Source organism: Photorhabdus australis DSM 17609 (assembly GCF_000711895.1).
GTDB lineage: Bacteria > Pseudomonadota > Gammaproteobacteria > Enterobacterales > Enterobacteriaceae > Photorhabdus > Photorhabdus australis.
This window is the reverse complement of record NZ_JONO01000029.1, coordinates 1-25,265: the sequence shown is the minus strand read 5'-3', so window position 1 is coordinate 25,265 and position 25,265 is coordinate 1. Positions and strand designations below refer to the sequence as shown.

31 protein-coding genes and 1 pseudogene are annotated in these 25,265 nt (G+C 40.3%); 12 read left to right on the top strand and 20 right to left on the bottom strand.

Annotation, left to right across the window (positions count from 1 at the left end):
• Window positions 1–85: 85 nt before the first annotated feature.
• Complete coding sequence (locus tag BO26_RS09820; protein WP_036771097.1) at window positions 86–691, top strand: FMN-dependent NADH-azoreductase; 606 nt, start codon at window positions 86–88, stop codon at window positions 689–691.
• A gap of 59 nt (window positions 692–750) precedes the next feature.
• Here BO26_RS09820 and BO26_RS09815 read toward each other — a convergent pair.
• Window positions 751–960, bottom strand: a pseudogene (locus BO26_RS09815) (YdbL family probable chaperone protein); the annotation flags it as partial.
• A gap of 436 nt (window positions 961–1,396) precedes the next feature.
• Between BO26_RS09815 and BO26_RS09810 the strand changes: the two are divergent.
• The 3 genes from BO26_RS09810 (at window position 1,397) to BO26_RS09800 (ending at window position 3,761) form a co-directional block, all read left to right on the top strand.
• A complete protein-coding gene (locus tag BO26_RS09810) occupies window positions 1,397–2,401 on the top strand; it encodes a 2-hydroxyacid dehydrogenase (RefSeq protein ID WP_036771096.1) in 1,005 nt (334 codons plus the stop codon).
• 22 nt (window positions 2,402–2,423) lie between these two features.
• Window positions 2,424–2,849 carry a heat shock protein HslJ gene (gene hslJ, locus BO26_RS09805; protein WP_036771095.1) on the top strand — a complete coding sequence of 142 codons (426 nt, stop codon included), beginning with the start codon at window positions 2,424–2,426 and terminating at the stop codon, window positions 2,847–2,849.
• Window positions 2,850–3,140: 291 nt separating this feature from the next.
• The gene (locus tag BO26_RS09800) at window positions 3,141–3,761 is read left to right on the top strand and encodes a hypothetical protein (protein ID WP_036771094.1); all 621 of its coding nucleotides are present in this window, start codon (window positions 3,141–3,143) and stop codon (window positions 3,759–3,761) included.
• A 68-nt stretch (window positions 3,762–3,829) separates the two neighbouring features.
• Here the strand turns inward: BO26_RS09800 and BO26_RS09795 are convergent, their stop codons facing one another.
• From BO26_RS09795 to BO26_RS09780, 4 genes are all read right to left on the bottom strand, one after another.
• Window positions 3,830–4,468, bottom strand: coding sequence for a hypothetical protein (locus tag BO26_RS09795; protein ID WP_036771093.1), 639 nt, complete (start codon window positions 4,466–4,468; stop codon window positions 3,830–3,832).
• A gap of 207 nt (window positions 4,469–4,675) precedes the next feature.
• The gene (locus BO26_RS09790) at window positions 4,676–5,110 is read right to left on the bottom strand and encodes a YcgN family cysteine cluster protein (protein WP_036771092.1); all 435 of its coding nucleotides are present in this window, start codon (window positions 5,108–5,110) and stop codon (window positions 4,676–4,678) included.
• A gap of 25 nt (window positions 5,111–5,135) precedes the next feature.
• Window positions 5,136–5,792, bottom strand: coding sequence for a fumarylacetoacetate hydrolase family protein (locus tag BO26_RS09785; protein WP_036771091.1), 657 nt, complete (start codon window positions 5,790–5,792; stop codon window positions 5,136–5,138).
• Between the two features lie 240 nt (window positions 5,793–6,032).
• Window positions 6,033–6,305, bottom strand: coding sequence for a YcgL domain-containing protein (locus BO26_RS09780; RefSeq protein WP_036771090.1), 273 nt, complete (start codon window positions 6,303–6,305; stop codon window positions 6,033–6,035).
• 139 nt (window positions 6,306–6,444) lie between these two features.
• Here BO26_RS09780 and minC point away from each other — a divergent pair, with 139 nt between their 5' ends.
• Genes minC through minE form a run of 3 tightly spaced genes read left to right on the top strand, consistent with a single transcriptional unit; the run spans window position 6,445 to window position 8,237 of the window.
• Window positions 6,445–7,128, top strand: a complete 684-nt coding sequence (gene minC / locus BO26_RS09775) for a septum site-determining protein MinC (RefSeq protein WP_036771089.1) — start codon at window positions 6,445–6,447, stop codon at window positions 7,126–7,128.
• 23 nt (window positions 7,129–7,151) lie between these two features.
• Window positions 7,152–7,964, top strand: coding sequence for a septum site-determining protein MinD (gene minD / locus BO26_RS09770; protein ID WP_036771088.1), 813 nt, complete (start codon window positions 7,152–7,154; stop codon window positions 7,962–7,964).
• 3 nt (window positions 7,965–7,967) lie between these two features.
• Window positions 7,968–8,237: a cell division topological specificity factor MinE gene (minE, locus tag BO26_RS09765; protein ID WP_015834567.1), complete on the top strand. Its 270-nt coding sequence runs from the start codon at window positions 7,968–7,970 to the stop codon at window positions 8,235–8,237.
• A gap of 157 nt (window positions 8,238–8,394) precedes the next feature.
• Here the strand turns inward: minE and rnd are convergent, their stop codons facing one another.
• Both rnd and fadD read right to left on the bottom strand, forming a co-directional pair.
• On the bottom strand, window positions 8,395–9,522 hold the full coding sequence (gene rnd / locus BO26_RS09760; protein ID WP_036771087.1) for a ribonuclease D: 1,128 nt from the start codon (window positions 9,520–9,522) through the stop codon (window positions 8,395–8,397).
• Window positions 9,523–9,610: 88 nt separating this feature from the next.
• Window positions 9,611–11,299, bottom strand: a complete 1,689-nt coding sequence (gene fadD, locus BO26_RS09755; RefSeq protein ID WP_036771086.1) for a long-chain-fatty-acid--CoA ligase FadD — start codon at window positions 11,297–11,299, stop codon at window positions 9,611–9,613.
• A 358-nt stretch (window positions 11,300–11,657) separates the two neighbouring features.
• Between fadD and BO26_RS09750 the strand changes: the two genes are divergently transcribed.
• Entirely contained in the window at window positions 11,658–12,176 is a 519-nt protein-coding gene (locus BO26_RS09750) for a GNAT family N-acetyltransferase (RefSeq protein ID WP_036771085.1), read from the top strand.
• An 85-nt stretch (window positions 12,177–12,261) separates the two neighbouring features.
• On the opposite strand, the gene BO26_RS09745 is transcribed toward BO26_RS09750, so the two are convergent.
• The 4 genes from BO26_RS09745 to BO26_RS09730 form a co-directional block, all read right to left on the bottom strand.
• A complete protein-coding gene (locus BO26_RS09745; protein WP_036771084.1) occupies window positions 12,262–12,843 on the bottom strand; it encodes a Slp family lipoprotein in 582 nt (193 codons plus the stop codon).
• A gap of 94 nt (window positions 12,844–12,937) precedes the next feature.
• Window positions 12,938–13,633: a tRNA (adenosine(37)-N6)-threonylcarbamoyltransferase complex dimerization subunit type 1 TsaB gene (tsaB, locus tag BO26_RS09740; protein ID WP_036771083.1), complete on the bottom strand. Its 696-nt coding sequence runs from the start codon at window positions 13,631–13,633 to the stop codon at window positions 12,938–12,940.
• Between the two features lie 159 nt (window positions 13,634–13,792).
• A complete protein-coding gene (locus BO26_RS09735) occupies window positions 13,793–14,401 on the bottom strand; it encodes a CHAP domain-containing protein (protein WP_036771082.1) in 609 nt (202 codons plus the stop codon).
• A 269-nt stretch (window positions 14,402–14,670) separates the two neighbouring features.
• Complete coding sequence (locus tag BO26_RS09730) at window positions 14,671–16,581, bottom strand: DNA repair helicase YoaA (RefSeq protein ID WP_036771081.1); 1,911 nt, start codon at window positions 16,579–16,581, stop codon at window positions 14,671–14,673.
• 98 nt (window positions 16,582–16,679) lie between these two features.
• On the opposite strand from BO26_RS09730, the gene BO26_RS09725 reads away from it, so the two are divergent.
• Complete coding sequence (locus tag BO26_RS09725) at window positions 16,680–17,027, top strand: RidA family protein (protein WP_036771080.1); 348 nt, start codon at window positions 16,680–16,682, stop codon at window positions 17,025–17,027.
• Between the two features lie 521 nt (window positions 17,028–17,548).
• Complete coding sequence (locus BO26_RS09720) at window positions 17,549–17,785, top strand: hypothetical protein (protein ID WP_036771079.1); 237 nt, start codon at window positions 17,549–17,551, stop codon at window positions 17,783–17,785.
• Window positions 17,786–17,980: 195 nt separating this feature from the next.
• On the opposite strand, the gene mdtI is transcribed toward BO26_RS09720, so the two are convergent.
• Window positions 17,981–18,313 carry a multidrug/spermidine efflux SMR transporter subunit MdtI gene (gene mdtI / locus BO26_RS09715; RefSeq protein WP_036771078.1) on the bottom strand — a complete coding sequence of 111 codons (333 nt, stop codon included), beginning with the start codon at window positions 18,311–18,313 and terminating at the stop codon, window positions 17,981–17,983.
• 1 nt (window position 18,314) lies between these two features.
• Complete coding sequence (gene mdtJ, locus BO26_RS09710) at window positions 18,315–18,731, bottom strand: multidrug/spermidine efflux SMR transporter subunit MdtJ (protein ID WP_036771077.1); 417 nt, start codon at window positions 18,729–18,731, stop codon at window positions 18,315–18,317.
• Window positions 18,732–18,933: 202 nt separating this feature from the next.
• Between mdtJ and BO26_RS23460 the strand changes: the two genes are divergently transcribed.
• Complete coding sequence (locus tag BO26_RS23460) at window positions 18,934–19,191, top strand: hypothetical protein (RefSeq protein WP_036771076.1); 258 nt, start codon at window positions 18,934–18,936, stop codon at window positions 19,189–19,191.
• Between the two features lie 221 nt (window positions 19,192–19,412).
• On the opposite strand, the gene zwf is transcribed toward BO26_RS23460, so the two are convergent.
• Window positions 19,413–20,888 carry a glucose-6-phosphate dehydrogenase gene (zwf, locus tag BO26_RS09700; protein WP_036771075.1) on the bottom strand — a complete coding sequence of 492 codons (1,476 nt, stop codon included), beginning with the start codon at window positions 20,886–20,888 and terminating at the stop codon, window positions 19,413–19,415.
• Between the two features lie 342 nt (window positions 20,889–21,230).
• Between zwf and BO26_RS09695 the strand changes: the two genes are divergently transcribed.
• Window positions 21,231–22,091: a MurR/RpiR family transcriptional regulator gene (locus BO26_RS09695; protein WP_036771074.1), complete on the top strand. Its 861-nt coding sequence runs from the start codon at window positions 21,231–21,233 to the stop codon at window positions 22,089–22,091.
• Between the two features lie 54 nt (window positions 22,092–22,145).
• On the opposite strand, the gene BO26_RS22715 is transcribed toward BO26_RS09695, so the two are convergent.
• The 6 genes from BO26_RS22715 to BO26_RS24020 all read right to left on the bottom strand — a co-directional run.
• Window positions 22,146–22,409: a hypothetical protein gene (locus tag BO26_RS22715; RefSeq protein WP_201771260.1), complete on the bottom strand. Its 264-nt coding sequence runs from the start codon at window positions 22,407–22,409 to the stop codon at window positions 22,146–22,148.
• 92 nt (window positions 22,410–22,501) lie between these two features.
• A complete protein-coding gene (locus tag BO26_RS21545; RefSeq protein ID WP_051690932.1) occupies window positions 22,502–23,188 on the bottom strand; it encodes an Imm52 family immunity protein in 687 nt (228 codons plus the stop codon).
• 17 nt (window positions 23,189–23,205) lie between these two features.
• Window positions 23,206–23,877, bottom strand: coding sequence for a restriction endonuclease fold toxin 5 domain-containing protein (locus tag BO26_RS09685; RefSeq protein WP_051690931.1), 672 nt, complete (start codon window positions 23,875–23,877; stop codon window positions 23,206–23,208).
• Window position 23,878: 1 nt separating this feature from the next.
• Window positions 23,879–24,220: a hypothetical protein gene (locus BO26_RS09680; protein ID WP_036771073.1), complete on the bottom strand. Its 342-nt coding sequence runs from the start codon at window positions 24,218–24,220 to the stop codon at window positions 23,879–23,881.
• Window positions 24,217–24,714: a DUF4123 domain-containing protein gene (locus BO26_RS09675; RefSeq protein ID WP_036771072.1), complete on the bottom strand. Its 498-nt coding sequence runs from the start codon at window positions 24,712–24,714 to the stop codon at window positions 24,217–24,219. The genes BO26_RS09680 and BO26_RS09675 overlap by 4 nt, the downstream gene beginning before the upstream one ends.
• On the bottom strand, window positions 24,711–25,265 hold a 555-nt coding region (locus BO26_RS24020), incomplete at its 5' end, for a bacteriophage T4 gp5 trimerisation domain-containing protein (RefSeq protein ID WP_036771071.1). The genes BO26_RS09675 and BO26_RS24020, both read right to left, overlap by 4 nt.

Below are 25,265 nucleotides of genomic sequence, written 5' to 3'. Positions count from 1 at the left end.
ATCTGTTACCAGAATGTAATAGCTCATAGAATGACGATGTCGTGATTAACAAGTGAACTATCAAAAGTTAATTTGAGGAATAAAAATGAGTAAAGTTCTGGTTCTGAAATCCAGCATTATGGCGCAGCATTCACATACCAACCAAATGGCAGATTTCTTGATCGAAAAATGGCAAGCTAACCATGCTGATGACCATATTACAGTACGCAATTTGGCTGCACAGCCTGTCCCTGTTCTGGATAACGAACTGGTTCATGCATTACGTCCAACGGGTAATGAAATGACTGCTCGTCAACAAGAGGCTTTAGCGTTATCTGACGAACTCATTGCTGAATTGCAGGATCATGATGTCATTGTGATGACTGCTCCTATGTACAACTTTAACATTCCAACTCAACTGAAAAACTATTTCGACCTGATAGCTCGCGCTGGTGTGACTTTCCGTTATACCGAGAATGGCCCTGAAGGTCTGATAAACGGCAAACGTGTAATTGTTCTGACCAGCCGTGGAGGTATCCATAAAGACGGCCCTAGTGATCTGTTAGTACCTTATCTACGTCTGTTTCTGGGTTTCCTTGGTCTTACTGATGTGGAGTTTGTGTTTGTTGAAGGCGTAGGATTAAGCCCTGATACTGCCACTCAAGCGCAACAAGCTGCCCGTGAAACTCTGGAAAAAATAACGGCCAGATAGTCATTTTTATTTATCATTCACACGTGACTTTATTATTTTGCGCGCCACCTGGCGCGCTTTTATTTCTTCAGCCACTGACCATTAATACCCAATACATACTCTCCAGGTTCAGCTCTATTCACCAGTTTTTCACCCGCCAGTTTAGCGACTTGCTCCGCAGAAATGTTATTACTGGCAGCAACCTCCGAGTATTTCTTCTCACGAGCCCGATTTATTTTTATCACTAAAGTCTGTGCCTGAATATCAGTTTTCACGCTTGCTAAATTGCCCGGGTAATTCAGCCAAAGGCGCTATTGTCCCTTTTTCTCTAATAGTCAATTTGCCAGATTGTCCCTGCCAGCCTAGTTTCATATTTAACCCCTTTATCTTTCAAGCTACGGAAAACCATACAATTAGTACCAGTAATGCCAACAATATCAATACGATAATGAATATTTTTAGCCCTTTAGTTATCAAATCACTGCCTCTTTTTATTAAGCCTTAGATCGGTTACTTCTAGTATTATTCCATAATTTAGCAGACACGCCTTAAACTAAGACATTGATTAATAAGACAATTGTGTTGAACATATAGGGAAGCAACAAGCAATACACCTATAGAGTTACTTAATTTATTGGTTTATTGGTTTATTTAACCCTTTACGTCAGCAATAATTTAAGCTCTAAACAATTTATTAGCTACTTAAATTATAGCGGAGATAATTCCATGAAATTAGTCGTTTACAGTACCAAACAGTATGACTATAAACATCTGGAGCTGGTTAATCAAAAGCTCGGGTTTGATTATGATTTTGAGTTTTTTGATTTTCATCTCAGTTCACAAACCGCCAAAAACGCCATTGGTGCAGATGCTGTTTGTATTTTCGTTAACGATAATGCTGACCGCGAAGTGCTCAAAGAATTGGCTGAAATGAATATAAAAATCCTCGCATTGCGTTGTGCGGGTTTTAATAATGTCGATTTAGACGCAGCTGAAGAATTGGGTATTCAGGTTGTACGAGTTCCAGCCTACTCTCCTGAAGCAGTTGCTGAACATACCATTGGACTAATACTGTGCTTAAACCGCCGCATTCACCGAGCTTATCAACGCACTCGTGATGCCAACTTCTCTCTCGAAGGATTGATCGGCTTCAATATGCATAATCGCACCGCAGGAATTATCGGAACCGGTAAAATTGGTGTGGCAACTTTACGTATTCTTAAAGGGTTTGGTATGCGCTTGTTAGCTTATGATCCATACCCCAATCAAGCTGCTTTAGATCTCGGTGCTGAGTATGTCGATCTGGATACGCTATATGCACAATCCGATGTCATATCTCTTCATTGCCCGTTGACACCAGAAAACTATCATCTGTTGAATGAAGTTGCTTTCAACAAAATGAAAAATGGCGTGATGATTATCAATACCAGCCGAGGAGCCCTGATTGATTCCATTGCTGCTATTACCGCATTAAAACAGCAAAAAATTGGCGCTTTAGGTATGGACGTTTACGAAAATGAACGCGATCTCTTCTTTGAAGATAAATCTAATGACGTGATTCAAGATGATATTTTTCGTCGTTTGTCTTCATGTCATAACGTGCTGTTTACCGGTCACCAGGCATTCCTGACAGAAGAAGCCCTGACCAGTATCAGTGAAACTACGCTGAGAAATATCCAGCAATTAATCAACGGGGAAAATTGCCCGAATATTGTTAGTAAGTACCCTTAAAATAATATATTAGGAGATAAATATGAAAAAAATACTACCTTTGGCAACAGCAACTTTATTGTTAGCCACATTCCAAGCCTCAGCGGTAGAAAACGTGTCAATTGATGATTTACAACATCACAGATTTGTTCTGGTAAGTGTTAACGGTGAAAGTGCGAAAAATCAAGATGGCCGCGTACCAACCATTGAATTCGGTGAAAAAATGCACGTTTCTGGTTCCATGTGCAATCTCTTTATGGGTCAGGGCAAACTGAAAAATAGTGTATTGACCGTTAAAAATCTGGCCAGCACTCAGATGCTTTGTGCTGATGAGAAATTGAATAAATGGGATTACCTGATTGGTAAGGTATTGGCCGATGGTGTTAAAGTCACATTGAAAAATCAAAAACTGACGCTATCTCACGATGATAATACGCTGGTTTATAAGTTAAAGGATTATGTTCAGTAATCAAAAATTTCAGTTATAAAATTAGTATTAAACATTTGAAGAGTGAAATTCCCTGAACGATTCCGAATTAAACTCTCTTTATCCAGATGTTTTGTGTTTCAGGTGCCGGAAAATATTCTCCGGCACCTCAAAATCAATATCTAAGTTACATCATATTTATTTATGAAAATATTGAACCAAGTTAGAAAAAATAGATATAGATAATGCAGATTATTTTTACCAACTCAAATAAATAACTCTACAATTTTTACATTTAATAATAATTTATTAATAAATACGAGGAAATAATTCATGTCAAATATTGCACTTACTGATATCCAATTTATCGACCTAATGAACGAAATGCGTCAACACGCAAAACGTATGTTAAATGATCCTAAAATTGAACCATTTGTGCCATCGACATCTGAACTCCAGGCATATGCAAATATGCTTGAGGAACAATATGCAAATGTAAATATTACCGAAAATAAAAAAATAGATGGTATTATTAATGAATTGAAAGATTCAGTGAAATCTGGGGCTAATTCAATATCACAAGTTTCTAAGACAAGTGTAACTGACAGCACCCAGAAATATCAAAACGCGATTATCTCTGATCCAGACAATGCGGACCAAGACTGGATCGATAATATGAATAAATCTCGTCAAAGAACCAAAGACGAGAATAACAGACAAATTGATTCAAGTTACGATAAAGCGATTAAATTCGGCTTACAATATCCGGAAGCCAGAGCAGCAATACAAAGCTTTATGGAGAAAACTGGCACATTTTTTTCCAACCTGTTTGGTCGAATTTCCAGTTTTATACTTGATGCAGCCAGGCAACTCACTGAATGGCTAAGTAGAGCATGGGAATCAATTAAATCTTTCTTCGAAAGAATTAGCTCTTGGATTTCCAATTCCTTCTAATTAATTGATAATGGTTCGAGTTATTTCGAACCATTATATTAACCGCAGATATAACATAGTTCAATAAATTACTTATTAGGCAATTTGATCTTGGAAATAATCGCTAATCTATCCATATAATACTCCGCATCACCCCATAACCAACTCTGCTCTTTACCAACATCATCCTCAGTTACGATATTTCTCAATTCACAAGTCATAACATCATAACCGTAAACATAAAGCCCAAACTGTAATGCTTCATACATTCGAGCTTGCCAAAAAGAAATATCGTCGATTATTTGGTTAATGTTTGAAGCAACTACATCATATGTTTTAATTAGATAGTGGAAAAAGATTTTAGCTGCTAAATCACTTAACGCCGCTTTATGTTTTGGTTTTTTCGTTCGCCATACAAGCGTTTGCGACACAGGACTACAGTTAAGCACCAAATCATTCATCACAATGACTTTATTGTAATAAACAACCTCTTTTGCATCGTCACTAAGTAACGCCAATTCAAAATGAGGCTCATCTATATCCAAATCTAATCTGCTATCAACCCTGACCAATCGGTAACCCAATGGAAGAATGAGCTCATTCACATCATGCACAATATCAGTACCAGAGGAATCAAGAACATCATAAAGAGTACGGTTGAGCTCTGGCTCATTCAAGCAACTGAAATCATTGGTAATTTTTTCTATGTTTTCCGAATATCTTGGCATATTTTATGCCTCCTCTAATAAACCACAGGTTTAATTACCTAACAGTAATAGTATAGATGCAATTATATACAATCAACCTTTATACCTGTTATCTTTCAAGTTGCCTCTTTGTTGGCTGCACTCACTCACCCCAGTCACCAAGATCCCAACTATCCCAACTTGGGAAACATAGAAAAATAATTTATTAAATTACAGTTAATTAAACCATTATTCCGGCTTATTCAAAATGTGGTCTTCCCATTCCACAACATCAACTTCCCGTACCGCAATATGCCTGACAGAGATTCTTTCACTATGCATTGCTGATTTAGACCCTCTAATCAGTGGATGCCAAGGTAACAATGTTTTTCCCTCTGCCAGCAAACGATATGCACAAGTCAATGGCAACCACTCAAAAGTCGGCAAATTGTAACGGGTCAGTTTGATACAGTCTGGCTCATATCTAAAACGGTCTTCATAATTTTTACACTGACAGGTTTTTATATTGAGCTGATTACAGGCAACGTTAGTGAAATAAATTTCATCGGTATCATCATCCATCAACTTATGCAAGCAACACTGCCCACACCCATCACACAATGATTCCCACTCTTCATCCGTCATCTGATCCAGAGTTTTTACCTGCCAGAAAGGCTGAGACATAACTTCTACTATTCCTTAATATTATTCAAATCACTCTTGTAGTGAGTAAATTATCATTCAGAGTAACCTTTAACGTATCGCCGGACTCTAATGATCCAACACCTTCCGGTGTACCAGTAAGAATCACATCTCCTGGCCGCAAAGTGAAAAAGCGCGACATATAGCTGATCAAAGGAATGATAGGTGTCAGCATATCGTTGGTATTACCATTCTGCCGCAGTTCGTCATTAACAGTCAGTGAAAGCCGTGCATTCTGCGGATCACCAAAACTACTCGTCCGAATAAACCCGGATATCGGGCAAGAGCCATCAAATGCTTTACTTTTTTCCCACGGCTGACCTGCCTGCTTGAATTTAGACTGCAAATCACGCAAGGTAAGATCTAATGCAACAGCAAAACCGGCAATTGCTATACCAACACGCTCCTCATTTGCTTGTTTCAACTGTGTACCTATCAACACAGCCAGTTCAACTTCGTGATGAACAACACCAAAATCTTTTGGAATTGCAATTGGCTGATGTATATCACACAGTGCAGTTTCCGGTTTAATAAAAATGACCGGCTCTCCCGCCGGTTGAAAGCCCATCTCTTTAATATGTTTAGCGTAATTACTGCCAACACAAACAACTTTGTTAACTGGAAGATCCAGTAATGCGCCCTGCCAGTCTCTGTGCTGATACATACTCATTTCTCACTCTGTCTGGTTTATCAGGTACCTCTGATTATAGCATTTGTTACACTACATCATCAGGAACAACAAACCCGCGGCATTCAGAGGAAATTTATCCTCCGTATTACCCGATGGCCAGATAGGTACAATCTACGCTGTTTTCCCGTGAAAACACTGCACCCAATTAATATTTTGGTGGTTAATAAAACCGCAATCAAAGTTAATTTTACTCATCAAATCCTCAGATTTTTCTTATTCTTTTGTCTGATCCAGATGTTGATTCATTAAATTTTCGACCGGGGGTGGGATTTGTAGGTAAAAGCCCTGTTCAATTAACGATATTTTTACTTTTTCTATATCAGCACCTGCCAGTTTTTTTCTATCTGTCAGAGAGATAGTCATTGCATATTGAGGCCGACCAAAGCTTTTTAGTAACTCTCCAGGAACACGAGAGAAATCATCTCTTTTTTCAATATAAAGGTATGTTTGCTCCCGGTTCGGGCTTCTGTAAATCACACAAATCATTATAATAAACTCTTTTAAATTAAGGCCGCGACTTGCTTGAATAATTCAGTAATTATAACATGCTTATTGTATTTCAAAATATCGCATCCCAGATGTTGTTGCTGGGGATCTCAAATTTGCTGAATCTGAGTCAGGATAGATGTCACAGTCGCCAATTGAGTTAAAAGGCAGTAATTTTACACTTTCAGTCGTTCATTTATACAATGATCAACCTGAAATTATCCTACAGGCCCTACAGGAAAAGGTGGAACAAGCACCGGATTTCCTGAAAAATGCGCCTGTTGTCATTAATATCTCCGCTCTGCCGGTAGAAGCTGATCTGAAAGCTCTGCATCATGCTATTGATTCAGCAGGGTTCCGTATTGTCGGTATTAGCGGTTGCCGTGACGATAAGCAACGTCGAGCAGCACTAAAAGCCTCCTTGCCGCTGTTGAATGAAGGCAAAAAACAAAAAGTTCCGGTACAAGAAAATAAACCGGCAGAACCTGCGGCTAAAAAAACCCGCATAATTAATTTACCTGTTCGTTCAGGCCAGAGAATTTATGCACAAGGCAGTGATCTTATTGTCACTAGCAATGTAAGTGCCGGTGCAGAATTGATTGCAGACGGCAATATTCATATCTATGGCATGATGCGTGGCCGAGCATTAGCTGGCGCATCCGGTGATCAGGAATGCCTGGTTTTTTGTACCCATTTAAACGCTGAGCTAGTCTCTATAGCCGGACAATATTGGCTCGGCGATAAAATCCCAACTGAATTAGCAGGAAAAGCCGCAAAACTTAGCCTGGTAAATAATGAATTAACTATCGAACCTTTAATCTAGCCCTTTTAATAAGGAATTACTTCATGGCACGCATTATTGTTGTTACATCAGGTAAAGGTGGCGTTGGCAAAACCACTTCAAGCGCGGCCATTGCTACTGGCCTTGCCCAAAGAGGTAAAAAAACCGTTGTTATCGATTTTGATATCGGTCTGCGTAATCTCGATCTGATTATGGGATGTGAGCGCCGCGTAGTTTACGACTTCGTAAACGTTATTCAAGGCGATGTGTCTCTTAATCAAGCATTAATCAAGGATAAACGTACAGAAAATCTTTATATCTTGCCCGCATCACAAACTCGTGATAAAGACGCTCTCACTTCCGAAGGCGTTGAGCAGGTTCTACTCGATCTGGATAAACAAGGTTTTGATTTTATTATCTGTGATTCTCCCGCCGGAATCGAAAGTGGTGCATTAATAGCACTCTATTTTGCCGATGAAGCCATCATCACAACTAACCCTGAAGTCTCTTCAGTACGCGATTCAGACCGTATTCTAGGCATTTTGGCCTCTAAATCACGACGCGCCGAACGCGGTGAAGATCCGATTAAAGAGCATCTACTACTGACCCGTTATAATCCCGGACGTGTAAGCCGTGGTGATATGCTCAGTATGGAAGACGTTCTGGAAATTTTATGCATTCCTTTAATTGGTGTGATTCCTGAAGATCAATCTGTGTTGCGTTCATCCAACCAAGGAGAGCCTGTTATTTTAGATACGGAATCCGATGCAGGAAAAGCGTATGCAGATACTGTTGAACGTTTACTGGGCGAAGAACGGCCTTTCCGTTTCATTGAAGAAGAGAAAAAGAGCTTCTTAAAGCGCCTGTTTGGGGGGTAAAACATGGCTTTACTAGATTTCTTTCTGTCGAGGAAAAAGACGACAGCAAACATCGCTAAGGAGCGGCTGCAAATTATCGTAGCAGAGCGTCGCCGTGGTGATTCTGAACCAGCCTATCTGCCTGATATGAAAAGGGATATCCTGGCTGTAATTTGTAAATATATACAAGTAGATCCTGAAATGCTCTCTGTGCAATTTGAACAGAAAGGTGATGACATCTCCGTGCTGGAGCTTAATATAACATTACCTGAGGCAGAAGAAGTTCAGAAATAACGTGGGTGAATAAGGTTGTTTTATCATTAGCCGTTATCAAAATAACCAAGTCGATTATGTAACAACCTGAGATGGGGTAACTCTAAATGAGAACCCCACCCATCCGCTTTAGCCTGATATCGAGCAGGCTAAAGCTATTGCTCTCATCTGATGTGTGTTAATTAGGATAATTCGACAGAATCTCTGCGACTGGTTCTGCCAGCAATTCGCCTCGCCACCCACTGAGCAATTCAGGTTTGCCATTTAATCGCTTCAACTTCCAGTGAGCACTGAGTAACTGATTAATCTGACGACGAGACGCCAATAATTCTGAATTAAATTTATGCCGTTCACTTACCTGACTGATCAGTGTCTTAATATCCTTAAACGCCTGGCGATAACCAGGTTGATCAATCAAGTTTGTCACTGGAGGAGGACACTCGCTTTCTGGAATATTTTCACTTTCAGCCACCATTGCCAACAAACGGCGTCCATGACAACGAATCTCCTGTCCACTCAACCCCAATGCATCCAACTCCGCCAAAGAGGTTGGCATATAACGCGCTACCTGCCACAAGTTTTCTTCACGAATAACAAAATTCACAGCCAAATTACGCTCTCTGGCCTGATTCAAACGCCATGCCGCCAGCTTTTTCAAACATGCAAGCTGTTGGGGACGTAATTGACAAATATTACTTATCTGTTTATAAGCACATTCCGGGGCTAATATCTCCCTACGACGTTGACTGATAAGTTCACATTCCCCGAACGCCGCCTCCATATATCCGGCCTGCCCTGTCGCAGCCATCAAAATATCAGCCAAAGGCAGCAGATAGTAAACATCCGCTGCCGCATATTCGCACTGCTTTTCACTTAATGGACGAGCAAGCCAATCAGTACGAGATTCGCTTTTATCCAGTTCGACATGGATATATTCAGCCACCAATGCGGCAAAACCACATGAAAGAGGATGCCCGATAAAAGCAGCAAGCACTTGAGTATCAATCATCGGTTCTGGCTGACATTGAAAAGCATTCAGAAAGACTTCCAAATCTTCACTGCCAGCATGTAGAAACTTCAATATCTGAGGATTGGTAATTAATTCACGAAAAGGTTGCCAGTCAGTGATATTCAGTGGATCTATCAGAGAAAGTTGTTCGCCATCATACAGTTGTATCAAACCTAATTGGGGGTAATACGTCCGTGTGCGTACAAATTCAGTATCCAATGCTATTTTTGCGTATTCTTTCGCTCTTTCGCAAACTTGTTGCAACTGAGCATCTGTGGTGATCAACTGATAATTCAAAACATAGTTCTCTTAGCCATTCATGGAACAAGCACGACAACGCCGGTTTCATCCGGCGTTGTCGTGCTTATAAGTATTATGAAAAGGGTCAGGCTACAACTGCATTCCTTACTTTTTCCTCTTCACCTCGCAGTTCCCTTCGAAGAATTTTACCTACATTAGATTTAGGTAATTCATCCCGGAACTCAATGATTTTAGGTACTTTATAACCTGTCAGATAACGACGACAATGCGTTTTAAGCTCATCCTCGGTTAAACTGGAATCTCTCCGAACCACAAACACTTTAACGGTTTCACCAGAGCTTTCACTTGGTACACCTATTGCTGCTGACTCTAGCACTTTCGGGTGAGCTGATACAACATCTTCAACTTCATTAGGGTACACATTGAAACCAGAAACCAAAATCATATCTTTCTTACGATCTACGATATGAATAAAACCTTGTTCATTAATATTCGCAATATCACCCGTCGCTACCCAGCCATCTTTCAATACTTCTTCTGTCGCATCAGGGCGATTCCAATAACCCATCATAACCTGTGGGCCACGAACCCACAGTTCCCCCTGCTGGCCTACTGGTACCTCATTACCATCATCATCGGTAAGCTTAATTTCCGTTGAAGACACAGGAAAACCTATACTACCAGTGTAATTTTTCACGTTATAAGGATTACAGGAAACCAATGGTGAACACTCTGTCAAACCATACCCCTCAAGAAGCGTTCTTCCAGTCACCTTAGCCCACTTCTCAGCAACTGTTTTCTGAACTGGCATGCCACCACCAACAACAAGACGCAATGCGGAAAAATCAAGCTTCTTAAATTCTTCATTATTTAACCAGGCGTTAAACAACGTATTCACTCCAGTCACTGAAGTGAACGGATAACGACTCAATTCTTTAGCTGTTCCTGTAATATCACGCGGGTTAGTGATCAGAAGATTACATCCACCCACGTAAATAAGTAACAAACAGTTCACCATTAACGCAAATATATGATAAAGCGGTAGCGCAGTAACTATTAGCTCCTGACCTACCCTTAGTAATGGAGAATAAACCGCTTTTGCCTGCTCAAGATTCGCTAGCATATTACGATGACTCAGCATCGCCCCCTTAGCAACGCCAGTAGTACCGCCAGTATATTGTAGGAAGGCCAAATCATCACCGTTAATATCCGGTTTCACATACTGCATGCGATAGCCTTTATGTATCGCACAACGAAATGAAATGGCATCAGGCAGATGATATTTTGGCACCAACCGTTTGATATATTTCACAGCAAAATCAACCAATGTGCCTTTAGGACGAGATAGCTGATCACCCATGCGCGTCAAAATAACATGCTTAACTCTGGTATTAAAAACAATCTTTTCCAGCGTATGAGCAAAGTTAGAAACGATCACAATGGCTGAAGCGCCGCTGTCATTAAGCTGATGTTCAAGTTCGCGTGGCGTATACAAAGGGTTAACGTTTACGACAATCAAACCTGCGCGCAAAGAACCAAACAAAGCAACAGGGTATTGCAACAAGTTTGGCATCATCAGTGCAATACGATCCCCTTTGCTTAATCCCAAACCATTTTGCAAATAAGCAGCAAATGCCCGGCTACGCTCCTCCAACTTACGGAAGGTCATAACCTCACCCATATTTATATACGCAGGTTGATCTGCATAGTGCGCTACGGCATTTTCGAACATTTCAACCAATGATGCATAACGATCCGGGTCAATTTCCACAGGGATATCTGCCGGATAATGTTTTAGCCAGACTTTCTCCAAGGTAATACTCCTGAAATTTTAATTGCTATGTTATCACTCGCCTAATAAATAACGCACGCTTTGTTTTAACAAATTATTAACTCAGCATACCAGTTTAAAAAAGAAACATTGCTCAGGTTGAGATACACATCACTAATTTCATGTTAATCCTTACACATAAAAACAAAGAGAATTGTGTAGTCTATAAATTATTTTTAATTATCAGTATATTATTGCTATAGTTAATATTTAATCTGGTAGCTATTGATTACACATTAACCGATACATTTTCGCTTAAGATAGCATTTTTAGAATAGCATTTATTGCTTTCATCTATTCCAATACATTATTAAAAAACCAAAAATAATGAAAAATGATTATGAATAACATTACGATCAGAGTGGCAAACGATGAAGATAGTGCTGCTATCAGCGATATAGAACTGCAAGCTGCTTCTCTTTTTCCTGATGAACTACTGCCAAAAGCACTCTGTAGTCAAACCCTGCCTGTGTGTGAAATTGAATCAAGCATCCAAGAACAACGGCTTTGGGTTGCAGAGAGTGATCAAAACTTAGTCGGATTCGCGCTAATCCGTTCTTTAAATCAATTAACTCTGTTAGCTGAGATTGATGTACTACCGGAATATAATGGTAAAGGCATTGCCAGTGCTCTTCTTAATTTAATCATCGAAAAATTAAAACAACGTAACAAAACAGCGCTTTATCTCACAACTTTCCGCGATTTTACACCAAGTCGGAGATTATATGACAAATTTGGCTTTGTAGTACTAGAATCGGATAATATTCCGCATGAATTACGGAAAATTTTGGTTGAGGAAGCAATCATTGGCTTAGGTATAAGGATTGCAATGAAGTTAACAATACAACCACATAAATAGTAATATGGATTCCGCCACATAAATGCGGCGGTTACAACAAAAAATTAGATTATGGTACTAAGCAGTTTCGGTTATTGGAATTAGTTCACTTGGTCAAAATAGTTTCAATAGATGCTGGGTCAGGATAATACCAATTCCATCCCCAACCTGAATAATATGGAGAACCATAATAATTCCAGGACCCCGGACCATAAGGCATCAATACCCGCTGAACGCTCCTCCAACGTTGATAGCCCGTTGCATTAATCACAACATAAGAGTGATCCGCCTGACCAATTTTGCCCTTTTCCAGGCCCATTATCGGGCCAACAACAGTGACATAATTTCCTTTAAAATCGTTAGGCTCAAGAAAACTATTAACATAAGCATAGATTCGACCGATAGAAGGCTCATTCAGTTCTGGACTGGCATCTGATGCTAATGGCAAGGATGATATTTCCAGACGAGTACGATGATTTTCATTCACTACATCAAGTACCTTACCGCCAAATCGCCCTTCCTGACCGATAAACAACTCAGGTGCATTCTTAACAGAAAGCAGATCTTGCACTGGCGATGGTGACGTCCCTTTTACTGAATCAGGAACGGAGATACAACCTGTGAGCATAACAACAGCTAATACGATCAGCACTTGAATACTCGTCCGGCAGTTTATTACTTTTAACATAACCACCTTCTCCTGAAAGTTGACCCAATAATATGTTTAAAATAACTTTATCTATTTGATACTTTGTTTTACTACAAGTTTCATCAATCAATGCTTAACGGCCCGGTAATTTTTTCCAGGTAACTTCATTACGTAAGTACACTGGTTCTGCATGTTCTACAGCCTTCATCTCGCCGTTTTGCCACATCTGTACAGCCAGAGGTAACATATCTTCAGCATGGGGTAATGTAATATCACTATCACTCAGCGTTAAATGACTTGTCCTCAATTGAGGATAAGCCTGCCAGCCAGTACCCGCCACTACCCAAGCGCCATTCAATGAAGCCATGATCTCCTGTATCCGTTCCGGTTTCATCACTGCTTCAGTTTCATTTCCCTGCCATTCACCCTTCTGATTACGAACATATTGTCCCCAATAAATTTCTCCCATTCGAGCATCAATAGCCGTTAATACCTGAGTTGATCCTGTCAGGCGAAAAACACCTTGCGCCATTGTATTGAGCGTTGAAACACCAATGACTGGCAATTCAGCTCCCAAAGCCAACCCCTGAGCAATACCAACACCAATACGTACACCCGTAAAGCTACCCGGCCCACGGCCAAATGCCAGGGCATCGAGTTGCTGTAAACTGATACCGGCTTCTGTCAGAACAGATTGAACCATGGGTAAAATACGTTGTGTGTGTTCACGTGGAGAAATTTCAAACTGTGCCAAAACGGCACCATCATTCCAAAGAGCAACTGAACAGGCTTCCGTTGCAGTATCAATAGCCAGAATTCGTGTGGACATGCCTTAACCTCGGCAAGCAATATAATTCGAAATAAGGCGCTATCTTATCATAACTTTGTCTATTTTATCCAAATCGCCACCGGAGATTATCACAGATAGATAATAAACCGGATTTCCGTTCTGTGATGTCTTAACCTATCTAAACAATACTTTTCGCTTCTATTTTTTTTCTCTCTCATTTAGCATTCTTAACCAACCATATACCCGCTGATTTTTCACTCTCCACATCCCCTCGGTTTGTTGCAGTTCGAAACGTTCACGTGATGAACTAAATGGCCCCGGATTTTGCTGAACAATTTCAATTGACGTTGGCTCAACGACAGAAATAATCGCAACATGACCATAGCGATTAAATAATGTTGGGGCAAAAACAATAATATCGCCTGTTTCTGGTGCCGAAATACTGCCATTGGTGAATTGTAACAATGCCCGTTTTTTATTTATTCCACCATCAGCAACAGAATGATCAAAAAAGTCTTTTGCATGCCCATAAGTATCTGGCATTTTATGGTGATAAAACTGAAAATAAAAACGTTTTATGAATTCAACACACTGATATTTTATTCCCAAATTATAACCATCTTCCGACAAATTACGCCCCAATGACGTATCAACCCCACCATTATAATAGACTACAACATTCTTATAGTTATCAATGGCATCACCTACTTGATGTGCTGGATTTAGATTAGTTTTTGTTGTTACCGAAAAAGCCAAACAACATAATAAGCCGATAACAACTACCCCTGTAACTATCTTCTTTTTCATGCAAGACCTTTATTACTTCGGTTAAAATCCTTTATTTTTTTAAGCTTGAAATCCGGTTAATGTATTTCCTCTGGAGATAATGATTCTATGGGAGTCAAACAGGCGGCATCAAACTCACGCATAGTTTGCTTATTGACACTCCCTATTTCACTCAATGCCTCCATCGTTTCGTGAATTGCAGCAAATGCCTCACTACGATACTTTTAACCATATTTAATCACCTCTGAAAAATGCCCCTTTTCAATTAACCTATCTTTTTCCTCTTTGATTCAAGAAGATTGCCGAGCCTCAAGGAAAGCAACGGCTTTTGTTAAATCACGAGTTCGTGGCGAAGGGGGTAAACTATTAAGAAACACTTCACCATATGGACGCATTACCAAGCGGTTATCACAAATCACAACCACACCATAATCATCAACATCACGAATAAGCCGCCCGACACCTTGTTTTAGGCTGATAACCGCATCTGGCAACTGAACTTCATTAAATGCATCACCACCTTTAAGCTGACAATCTTCAATACGCGCTTTTAATAATGGATCATCCGGCGCCGTAAATGGCAACTTATCGATAATGACACAGGAAAGCGCATCACCCCGCACATCTACACCTTCCCAAAAACTGCTGGTTGCCACTAATAACGCATTGCCGGTAGAAATAAACTGCGAAAGTAGCTGACTTTTATTCGTTTCGCCCTGAACTAAAACCGGCAATGTCATGCTAGCACGAAACTCTTCAGCCAAACTGCGCATCATCTGGTGTGAAGTGCATAAAAAGAAACAACGGCCTTTATTAGCTTCAATCAGCGGCTTAAGCATCTTCGCCAACCATTTTGCACCACCAGCCTGATTCGGGGACGGCAAATGACGAGGAACACAAAGTAATGTCTGACTCTGATAATCAAATGGACTCGGTAATAATAAAGTTTTTGCTTGTTTTAACCCAAGCCGTTCTGTGAAATGTGAAAGCTGTTCGTTAACAGATAATGTGGCTGACGTAAAAACCCAACAACCGGATTGTTCATGAATAATTTCGCTGAATTTGTCGGAGACGGACAGAGGTGTCAGCGCCAGAAGAAAATGACGACCATAACTTTCAAACCAATAACTGTAATCAGGGATAGTCACATCTTTCAAACGTTTAAGACGATTACGATAAACTGTCGCCCTTTCAAATGCAGCATCCAACATAATTGAACGCCCTAAAGATAACTTCATCACGTCATAACAAAGCTCAAGTGCATCATCAAGTAATACGAGCGCCCGTTGTACATGTGAATTTTGCAACAACTCTCGCAAATTGCCACGATAACCATTCTCCCCTAATACCAGCCGAAAATCCTGTGTACTCTGACTCAGACGATCCGCGCTCTTTTTTAGCTGAGCCTGATCCCGGACTTCCGTGTGATACGCCATAATAATGTCTCTGGATAGATCCATCAGTTGCCGGCTACTTAATTGCTGACCAAAATATTGACTAGCAATATCGGGGATTTGATGCGCTTCATCAAATATCTTAATTTCTGCTTGCGGGATTAACTCACCGAATCCCGTTTCTTTTACCACCATATCCGCCATAAATAGATGGTGGTTGACAACGATGATATCCGCATCCATGGCCCGACGACGAGCTTTCAGAACAAAGCATTCCTGATAACGCGGACAATCACTGCCAAGACAATTATCGTTAGTACTGGTTACTAACGGCCAAACCTGACTATCTTCCGCTATCTGATGACAAGTGCTGATATCCCCCTCTTCAGTTTGTGAAGACCAGCTTCTCAATCGAACAATATCTGCCAGAACTTCCGCTTCCAATTGACCACCACCAAAAGAGTGTTGTTCCAATCGCTCCAAGCAAAGATAATTTGAGCGGCCTTTTAACAACGCCAGTTTACCCGTGAAATTAATCGCTTCAACAACAGTCGGCAAATCACGATTATAAAGCTGATCCTGTAGTGCCTTGGAGCCAGTGGAAATAATCACTTTCTGCCCAGAACGTAATGCGGGGACCAGATAAGCAAATGTCTTACCTGTCCCTGTGCCCGCTTCTACCACCAGTTGCTGATGGTTTTTAATTACACACTCAATAGCAGCCGCCATTTCTCTTTGGGCATTACGAGGTTTAAAACCTTTTATTGCTTTAGCAAGCGCGCCGTTTTTCGCAAAATCGTCTGACACAAACTGTCTCTTTTAATAAAATAGATGGAGATTATGCCAATACTATGTTCTGATCACCACCTAAAATCAGGTAGATAGCAGTTATTAAAGAGGTATTCATGACAATTGAACGTATTGATCCACAAGATCGCTGGTCCGAAGCTGTGATCCACAATAAAACTATTTATTACACCAGCGTACCGGAAGAAAAGCTGGATGGTGATATTACTGAGCAAATGGCTGACACACTGGCTGCTATTGATATCATGTTGCAGCGCCTCGGATCTGATAAAAGTAAAATTATCGATGCCACTATTTTTCTGGCTGACAAAGAAGACTTTGCTGGTATGAACGCCGCCTGGGATGCATGGGTTGTCGCAGGAAGTGCGCCTGTGCGTTGTACTATTGAAGCTAAGCTAATGAACCCAAAATATAAAGTCGAAATAAAAATTATCGCGGGAATTTAATATTAATTTCGGGATATTCTTCACTATCCGTATTTATATTTTAATTATCTGGAAGTTATTAAGAATATCCCAAAAAGTCTTATGATATTTATTAAATAGATAAAAAATCGCACTAACAGAGACCGTTTTTAAATCCGTTTCCTATAGATTTCTGAAAATTTCAGATAGTAATCTGATAACAAAAATTTGTTACAAACCAATCTCTCAAGCCAAAACACCTATTTTTAACAACGACCCTTTTTAGAAATAATCTTAAATTATGCCATATTTAAATAACTAATAAGACTTTGATAATAAATTTAAAAAAATAATCACCACTATTATTTATAATAAATAGAGTTTATTTCATCTGACAAAGTTAATACACCAAACGTATCTTCTATATTTACACTTACAATATTGAATTATGCTTATGAGTCATCCATACTTTCTAATAAGCACATAAGTGCCTGGCCATTGTTTAATGAATATCAACGTGGTCTAACCTTTAATAACTCTTATTACTTGGTGTGGAGCATTCTATGGATGTTTGTTCAAGTTGTAATTGTTCTTTTCATGATTCAGTTGTTGCGGAAGTAGAAGGCAAGCTCTACAAAAGTTGCCCATCTTGTTCCGCCTCAATTGGTCAACATGTTTTCTATCGCTATGAAGACTTTGGCATGAGGGATATGGGTGATGGTCGCCATATCGTTCAATCTTGGTGCCCTGGCTGTCGTTCGAAAGATGGTCATACACCAGATATATGTTTTACCTGTTAAAAGTCACCTTATCTCTATCTGCTGGCTATTATGCAAAACAGTTGCAAGCGCCAGCAGATATAACCTGTTATCTTTCAAGTTGCCTCTTTGCTGGCTACACTCACTCGCCCTGGTCACATCGCGGTCACCATAGTTATCTATGCTCCCAGGGACTCGCCCCCTTGCCCACACTCCCGCGGATTAAATTACGCTGGCTTAAGCCATCTTGATCATCACCATTCCCAACAGCAATAAGACAATTCCACCCCACCCTTTACAATTCAAGCGTTGATTAAACATAATCCAGCCAGCTGCAACTGTTGCGATAATGCCGAAAGCACCCCATAAAGCATAAGCAATGGAAAGCTCAATCCCCTTCACTGCCTGAGCAAGCGCACTGAATGCCCCAAGGACGGCCACCAGTGAGAGAATGCCCATCCAGGGACGCCGGAAACCATCAGAAAATTTCAATAAAATATTCGCTAAAATTTCTAACACTACGGCAAGAAACAGAAACGCAGCATGCCACCATTCAAATTGTTGCAACATGTTATGCCTCCTTTATCTTACTGTTTTTAGTGGTTGCGGCACTGACAGCCTTGCTTGCCATCTGTTTCATTGCTTCTGCTGATTTTTTGACCGCAGATTTTTTAGTACCGGATTTAATCAGCATAATCCCTGTCACCAACAGAGCTAAACCGCCTACTTTCATCAATGACAATGATTCATCAAACCACATCACACTAAAAACAGTAATAAATAGAATGCCAACGCCTTCCCACAAAGCATACGCAACGCCGAGTGCAACTTTTTTTACTGCCATTGCCAGCAAGATATAGGATGTGGCGATCATGACATACATAACTGCCATGCCAGCTGCACCACCGGAAACGCTGGCATGTTTCATCGATAAGGTACCGATAACTTCGGTAACAATTGCCATTGCAAGGAATAACCAATAAATCATTTTCTTTCTCCTGAACATGCAAATACGCACGTCAAGACGCAAGCCATAAATGAGCCAAATCACCTACGTATGAGATGAGGAAAATAAGCTAACGTTTTGACGAAACAGAAACGCCGGTTGAAAACCGGTTAACAGGAGTCAGACGCTACAATGCACCGCACCAGTAATGTTCACTGGATAAAATGGCAGAAAGGAAAAGTACATGGGTGGAACTTTGAAACTTGACGCTTTTGGCGCTGTTCATGATATCTCATTCTTTCATCGCAACGATATTCCGCGCGATATACTAAGAATCCTCATAGTTATAGTGTTGATTGCCTTAATACTTCTATCATATGGAATAATAGAAAGCAACTATTCAATTTTATTCTTTTCTTGTCTGACATCACAAATGAATAAGAAAAACAAAGCAAATATCAGTATGAGCCAACAAGACCAAGCCGCCCATCCTGCGGCTTGAGCCTCAATGGAGGTATACCCTTCATCTTTCAAGTTGCTGCTTTGTTGGCTGCGTTCACTTACCCCAGTCACATAGTTATCTATGCTCCTGGGGATGCGTTCTCTTGCCGCCGCGCTGCAAATTGAAATCTATTGGGTATATTGCTCCCGGGGATTCGCTCCCTTGCCGTCGCGATCCATCTTGAAATCTATTGGGGTTATGCGTTCCTCATTTATTGCCGGTTACTCAAATTCATTCCACGAACGGCCATCACGGGTGATCATAGCAACAGAAGCAACGGGTCCCCACGTTCCCGCCTGATAAGGCTTAGGTGCATCATTATCCGCCGCCCATGCATCCATAATGGAATCAACCCACTTCCAGGCTTCTTCCACTTCATCACGACGAACGAATAGCGCCTGAATACCACGCATCGCTTCCAGTAATAACCGCTCATAAGCATCTGCTAGCGGAATATGATTAAAAGTTTCAGAGAAACTCAAATCCAACTTAGTTGTTTGCAAACGGTGCTTATGCTCAAGCCCCGGTGCTTTGTTCAGCACTTCAATATCAATACCTTCATCCGGTTGCAAACGAATAGTCAGCTTGTTCTGCGGTAACTGTTGATAAGATTCAGAGAACAGATTCAGCGCCGGTTTCTTGAAATAAACCACCACCTCAGAACATTTAGTTGGCAAACGTTTACCTGTTCGCAGATAAAAAGGAACCCCTGCCCAACGCCAGTCATCAATATCGACACGGATAGAGACAAAAGTTTCTGTTCTACTGGACTGGTTAGCCCCCTCTTCCTCCAGATAACCCGGCACCTTACTGCCCTGAACAAAACCAGCAGTGTACTGACCGCGTACCGTTTTCTCTCGCACATTCGTGTGATCAATACGACGCAGAGAACGCAATACTTTCACTTTTTCATCACGAATATGGTCTGTTGTTAAATCTGCTGGAGGAGACATCGCGATCATGGTCAATATTTGCAACAAATGATTCTGAATCATATCGCGCATCTGCCCGGCCTGATCAAAATAACCCCAGCGGCCTTCAATGCCAACTTCTTCAGCTACCGTAATTTGTACATGATCAATTGTCCGGTGATCCCAGTTATTCACGAATAAAGAATTGGCAAACCGCAACGCCAACAAATTCAATACTGTTTCTTTACCCAGATAATGATCGATACGATAAACCTGGCGCTCATTGAAATATTTTGCCACTTCATCATTAATAGCTTTGGATGATTCAAGATCGGTCCCTAAAGGCTTTTCCATTACAACCCGGTTTGGCTCTTTATTTAGTCCTGCAAGACCCAACCCATGACAAACTGCGCCAAAAGTACTTGGTGGCATCGCAAAATAGTGGATTGCAGGCCGATTCTCCTGTTTAAGAATTGCTTTCAGTTTGGCAAAGTCTTCCTTTTGATTAACATCCAGATTGCAGAACGCCAAGCGTTCACTCAGTGTTTTCCATAATTCTGGATCTAATTCTTCCGATAAGAACGTATTCAGAGCTTCTTCAACAACTTTGATATAAGCCTTTTTATCCCAATCAGCTCGCCCGACACCAATAATTCGTGTTTCAGGATGGATATAACCCGCTTTCTCAAGCTGATAAAGGGAAGGTAATAATTTCCGACGAGCCAAATCCCCTTTAGCGCCAAAAATGACTAAATCACAAGCTTGAGCCGTGGAAGTAACCGCCATATTGTATCTCCTTGTTGCGGGATATTGTAATTTTGTTACAGCTTTAGCCGATAATGTACTCTTTTGGCTATAGCACGTAAACAGCTATAGCGAATAACTCTAATCTTCTATTAGCAATAGGTGCTACCACCACTGAATAATTATATTACCAGGTAATTTTACAACTTATATGAAAGAGAATTACCAATGTGAAAGTTAGACACTTGTCATATTTTTATGAAAAATATTAGATTATTGTAACTTCCTGCTGCCAGCTTCAATTTACTAGTAGTATATTTTCATAAAACTTACATAGATCTCTTTTTTGAATGAAATCATTAAAACCATAGGTAACTACGTTTTATGAACACACTGGAACGGGTGCAAAACAGTATTGAGTTTTTAAGTAAATCAGAAAAAAAAGTGGCGCAGATAATCCTGGCTTCACCGCAAACGGCGATTCATTCCAGTATCGCAACACTCGCAAAAATGGCACAAGTCAGTGAGCCAACCGTTAACCGTTTTTGCCGTCGTCTGGAAACCAAAGGTTTCCCCGATTTCAAACTCCATCTGGCCCAAAGCCTTGCTAATGGAACACCTTATGTAAACCGCAATGTTGAAGAAAGTGACACCGTTGGCGCCTATACTAATAAGATATTTGAATCAGTAATGGCGACGTTGGACACGGTAAAAAACAATTTGGATATTACCGCCGTTAACCGAGCCGTCGATTTACTGACCCAAGCGCGGAAAATCTCATTTTTTGGTTTAGGGGCTTCTGCTGTAGTTGCCCATGATGCAATGAATAAATTTTTCCGGTTCAATATTCCGGTTATCTATTTTGATGACATTGTGATGCAACGGATGAGTTGTATTAACAGTACCGAAGGTGATGTAGTCGTGTTGATATCCCATACTGGCAGAACAAAAAGCCTGGTTGAAGCGGCACAACTTGCGCGTGAGAATGATGCGACAGTCATCGCAATTACCTCCCGCAACTCCCCACTTGCCCACGAAGCAACGCTCTCCATTCTTCTGGATGTCCCAGAAGATACCGATATCTATATGCCAATGGTATCAAGAATCGCACAATTAACCGTCATTGATGTTCTGGCTACCGGTTTTACTCTGCGACGAGGTACGGCATTCAGAGACAACTTGAAAAAGGTCAAAGAAGCACTACGAAATTCACGCTTTGATAAGATTGGCTTCCCCCCAGCCTGAAGCCCTGTTGTAGGCTGACTCGCAACGATTGCGTAGTCAGCGATTGCCTATTGCTCATTGAGTGCCTGTAAATAATCTGCGCTGGTTCACCATGGTTTTCCCATAAATCGCTAATGAGCACAAATACCTGCCCTTGCAGGGCGTAATCAGAATGGAACCAAGCCTCAAGTAAATGATGACCAAGACAAAGGGCTTTTCATTCTCACTTTGACTACAATTCTCAGGGTGGTAATAAATCTGTGGCTCAGGTGCGTCGATCATTAATTCACTCACCGGCGTTAGAAATCCTGACCAATCGCTGACAATCATTACCGGCATGTTAACCTCTCTCATTTATTAAATTTTTAAAATGCATGAATAACAACGCTATAAAAACAGTATCGTATAAAACATAGCCTATCTCTCTGATTTTACTTCATCTCCGAATATAGAGGTAAAATACCTAAATCAGCCAGAATGATTTCAAGGTCATTAGATGCCTGTTGATCTGCCTTATCTAAGCAATGATATTCATTTTTACTAACAATAATCGTTCCGGTATTAAGTTCCGTCGACACCGGTATAACATCTTCGGCAATATTCAGATAACCTTCCTCTATATGCACAGGCAAATAGATCATCCAACCAACTGCTGGGCGATCGGGGAAGACTTTATCTCCAGTTCCCTTTCCATTGAAAGATATTGAACAATATTGCAGGGTATATTTATCTGCAACGGATTTTATAAAATCAACTAAGTTATTTTTATTATAAACTATATGATTTTCGGCGCCAATTAAGATATAAGTCTCAATTCTATCAACCTCATCCATTATCATGATGGATAGCCCTTTATCAATATCTCCATTCCATAACCCTACCGCATACGGCAAATTTTTACCTATCAATTTTTCTGCATCCGAATGTATTACACCAGTAAGATCAATTATTTTATGTTGTAGTGCATCTTCTAACGTTTCGCCTTTTGCATATAGAGTTGTTATACTTTTATTACATTTATTTATTTCTTTAAGAAAAAAACTGAAAGCGCCACAAAGAATAGTAAAATCTTTTGCCACATTTTCTTTAATTTGAATAGAAAAACTAAGTTCTGACATTTTATAATACCTCAGATTTATAAAGAGTATGGGATATGGTAAACGCTTATTATATAACTTCTAGACATAAATAGACGGCTAAAAAACGTAAAACTCAGCCTCTCCATAAAATACCAGCTTAATTTATTTGGTGGTGTGGCAACGACAACTGCATTTTGTGTTCTTGCCTGAGTAACAATACCTTCAACTCCTGTCCAAAAATATTTTATCATTTCCTCATCCAGGAAAAATTGATCATAAGCCCCCTTCGTTTCCTGCAATAGACAAACAGATCGCTGAAAACCGTCAAAAGATACCGTGGCGAAATCCCATTCTTCTATCCATCCTGGTCCATGTTTAGCCCCGGTAATATATATTTGATATTGTAAATTAATATCATTCCCAAAACTCCTTTTTTCCCGTGTAGGCGTGCCTGTATTGGCGGGACATAATTCACACTTTTCTGTCGAGCGCGCTAATACACCTGATTTTGTGATCCGTGCAATCCGCTCATTTGCCTTTGCCTCTCCCAACTTAACATCATTGCTAATATCGCGACCTCCGGCAGCAACAGAAGCATGAGCAGTGTCATCAAGTATTTCTTGCTCCGGATTGTCCGTAATTCCTATACCAATTAACAGTCCTGCACATGCAGAAACGACATATTCAGCGGCAGTCAATAATGGGTAAACCGCGAGCATTACCGGCATGTTAATCCCCTCTGTTTATTAAGTTTTTTGTAACATGAAGAAGATCCTGATATTGTTTTTCAGGATTTTTCCCCGGTACTTCAAGAAGACATTTTACTTCCGGCGAATTATGAAAATTAACATTAAATGCCGTCAAATAGAGATAAGATCTCACCAAAGTTTCATTCTTAAAGTTTAACTCCATTAAGTAGTTATAAGCCTCTTTCAGCCGATAAATCAGATTTTCCCTCTCCACAACCTGATCGGCATATTTTGACAAGATATTATTCTTTATTTTTTCAATATAATCATTGTCTTCTGCATCAATAAATTTATCAAATTGCTTTTGAGTCAATTTAATCATAATGTTGTTCCTGATACTGAATGATAAGCCCCATTATGCTGATAGATCCATTTAGTTATTCCACGAGTCAGCTCTGCCAATTGTTCGTCACTGAAAATATCATTAATTCGATGTAAAATACGGGGATCATAAAAACGGAAAAGCACTGTCTCTTTTGTCGACAACTGCATATTTAAATAAGGTACCAGATGACGAGTCAAGTGATCTAACGATAAAGGCGTTAATATCCATGATATAGAGGGGTAAGTTTCTTCCAATACTGACAGTTTGTTACTCCATTGATCCCCATATTCCATATCAAATAGCCAAGGACCAGCAAACGCAATTTTTGAGTCGGGATATTGCCGGAATAACGGATTATTTATCCCTGCAATATATTTAATTTCTTCCTGAAAACAGCGCTCATACTGCAAGCCACTCACTAATGCATAAAGCCGAATATCAGGATGGCTTTGCTGATAATTAACCAATTCTTCATTTAAATCCGGGGTCATGATTGTTGTCCTCGCATTATCATTGCTAACCCTGCCAGTTCCGCATTGATCAGGCAACTAATACACAACTCCTTAACAGGTATTGTTGGTATCGCTACAGGCATGTCAACGCTAACCTTATTTATTTTTTGTAGCATGTCAGGCAATTTCCCACCCCAACCAGAACCTATACCCGGTGTTCCACTACCGAAATTAATTCCTGAGCTACTGGTGATGCCACCAGCATCAATTTTGATAAAATGTCCCGCCGCTTGGAGAGTTAATTCACTACCAGCATCAATAACTAAGGTAGTTCCTGAACTCAGGTGAATTTCATTTTCCCCCAGCATGAAGAGTGCATCATCGGCCTTGACATGCAATTTTTTTCTGGACGAAACGGATATGTCATTATTAGCCAGAACGCGATATTCATTATCAACACGTAAATGAGCATCGTGCTTAATATGGTGGATTCGGTCATGTTCAATATTGATTGTTTCGTCATTTAAGATTTGAGTCTTCATGTTTTTCTGAGCATGAATAAATATTTCTTCCCGATCTTTTTCATCCTC

What these genes read in the sequence shown, in the direction of transcription:
- BO26_RS09685 (WP_051690931.1), bottom strand. Translation starts at nt 23,877, where the DNA reads ATGCCGGTAATGCTCGCGGTTTACCCATTATTGACTGCCGCTGAATAT.
- BO26_RS09800 (WP_036771094.1), top strand. Translation starts at nt 3,141, where the DNA reads ATGTCAAATATTGCACTTACTGATATCCAATTTATCGACCTAATGAAC.
- BO26_RS22715 (WP_201771260.1), bottom strand. Translation starts at nt 22,409, where the DNA reads ATGCCGGTAATGATTGTCAGCGATTGGTCAGGATTTCTAACGCCGGTG.
- BO26_RS09790 (WP_036771092.1), bottom strand. Translation starts at nt 5,110, where the DNA reads ATGTCTCAGCCTTTCTGGCAGGTAAAAACTCTGGATCAGATGACGGAT.
- BO26_RS09720 (WP_036771079.1), top strand. Translation starts at nt 17,549, where the DNA reads ATGGATGTTTGTTCAAGTTGTAATTGTTCTTTTCATGATTCAGTTGTT.
- BO26_RS09735 (WP_036771082.1), bottom strand. Translation starts at nt 14,401, where the DNA reads ATGAAAAAGAAGATAGTTACAGGGGTAGTTGTTATCGGCTTATTATGT.
- BO26_RS09745 (WP_036771084.1), bottom strand. Translation starts at nt 12,843, where the DNA reads ATGTTAAAAGTAATAAACTGCCGGACGAGTATTCAAGTGCTGATCGTA.
- zwf (WP_036771075.1), bottom strand. Translation starts at nt 20,888, where the DNA reads ATGGCGGTTACTTCCACGGCTCAAGCTTGTGATTTAGTCATTTTTGGC.
- BO26_RS09695 (WP_036771074.1), top strand. Translation starts at nt 21,231, where the DNA reads ATGAACACACTGGAACGGGTGCAAAACAGTATTGAGTTTTTAAGTAAA.
- BO26_RS21545 (WP_051690932.1), bottom strand. Translation starts at nt 23,188, where the DNA reads ATGTCAGAACTTAGTTTTTCTATTCAAATTAAAGAAAATGTGGCAAAA.
- BO26_RS23460 (WP_036771076.1), top strand. Translation starts at nt 18,934, where the DNA reads ATGGGTGGAACTTTGAAACTTGACGCTTTTGGCGCTGTTCATGATATC.
- BO26_RS09725 (WP_036771080.1), top strand. Translation starts at nt 16,680, where the DNA reads ATGACAATTGAACGTATTGATCCACAAGATCGCTGGTCCGAAGCTGTG.
- BO26_RS09750 (WP_036771085.1), top strand. Translation starts at nt 11,658, where the DNA reads ATGAATAACATTACGATCAGAGTGGCAAACGATGAAGATAGTGCTGCT.
- BO26_RS09780 (WP_036771090.1), bottom strand. Translation starts at nt 6,305, where the DNA reads ATGATTTGTGTGATTTACAGAAGCCCGAACCGGGAGCAAACATACCTT.
- BO26_RS09795 (WP_036771093.1), bottom strand. Translation starts at nt 4,468, where the DNA reads ATGCCAAGATATTCGGAAAACATAGAAAAAATTACCAATGATTTCAGT.
- BO26_RS09820 (WP_036771097.1), top strand. Translation starts at nt 86, where the DNA reads ATGAGTAAAGTTCTGGTTCTGAAATCCAGCATTATGGCGCAGCATTCA.
- BO26_RS09675 (WP_036771072.1), bottom strand. Translation starts at nt 24,714, where the DNA reads ATGACCCCGGATTTAAATGAAGAATTGGTTAATTATCAGCAAAGCCAT.
- BO26_RS09785 (WP_036771091.1), bottom strand. Translation starts at nt 5,792, where the DNA reads ATGTATCAGCACAGAGACTGGCAGGGCGCATTACTGGATCTTCCAGTT.
- mdtI (WP_036771078.1), bottom strand. Translation starts at nt 18,313, where the DNA reads ATGTTGCAACAATTTGAATGGTGGCATGCTGCGTTTCTGTTTCTTGCC.
- minC (WP_036771089.1), top strand. Translation starts at nt 6,445, where the DNA reads ATGTCACAGTCGCCAATTGAGTTAAAAGGCAGTAATTTTACACTTTCA.
- mdtJ (WP_036771077.1), bottom strand. Translation starts at nt 18,731, where the DNA reads ATGATTTATTGGTTATTCCTTGCAATGGCAATTGTTACCGAAGTTATC.
- minE (WP_015834567.1), top strand. Translation starts at nt 7,968, where the DNA reads ATGGCTTTACTAGATTTCTTTCTGTCGAGGAAAAAGACGACAGCAAAC.
- BO26_RS09680 (WP_036771073.1), bottom strand. Translation starts at nt 24,220, where the DNA reads ATGATTAAATTGACTCAAAAGCAATTTGATAAATTTATTGATGCAGAA.
- tsaB (WP_036771083.1), bottom strand. Translation starts at nt 13,633, where the DNA reads ATGTCCACACGAATTCTGGCTATTGATACTGCAACGGAAGCCTGTTCA.
- BO26_RS09810 (WP_036771096.1), top strand. Translation starts at nt 1,397, where the DNA reads ATGAAATTAGTCGTTTACAGTACCAAACAGTATGACTATAAACATCTG.
- minD (WP_036771088.1), top strand. Translation starts at nt 7,152, where the DNA reads ATGGCACGCATTATTGTTGTTACATCAGGTAAAGGTGGCGTTGGCAAA.
- hslJ (WP_036771095.1), top strand. Translation starts at nt 2,424, where the DNA reads ATGAAAAAAATACTACCTTTGGCAACAGCAACTTTATTGTTAGCCACA.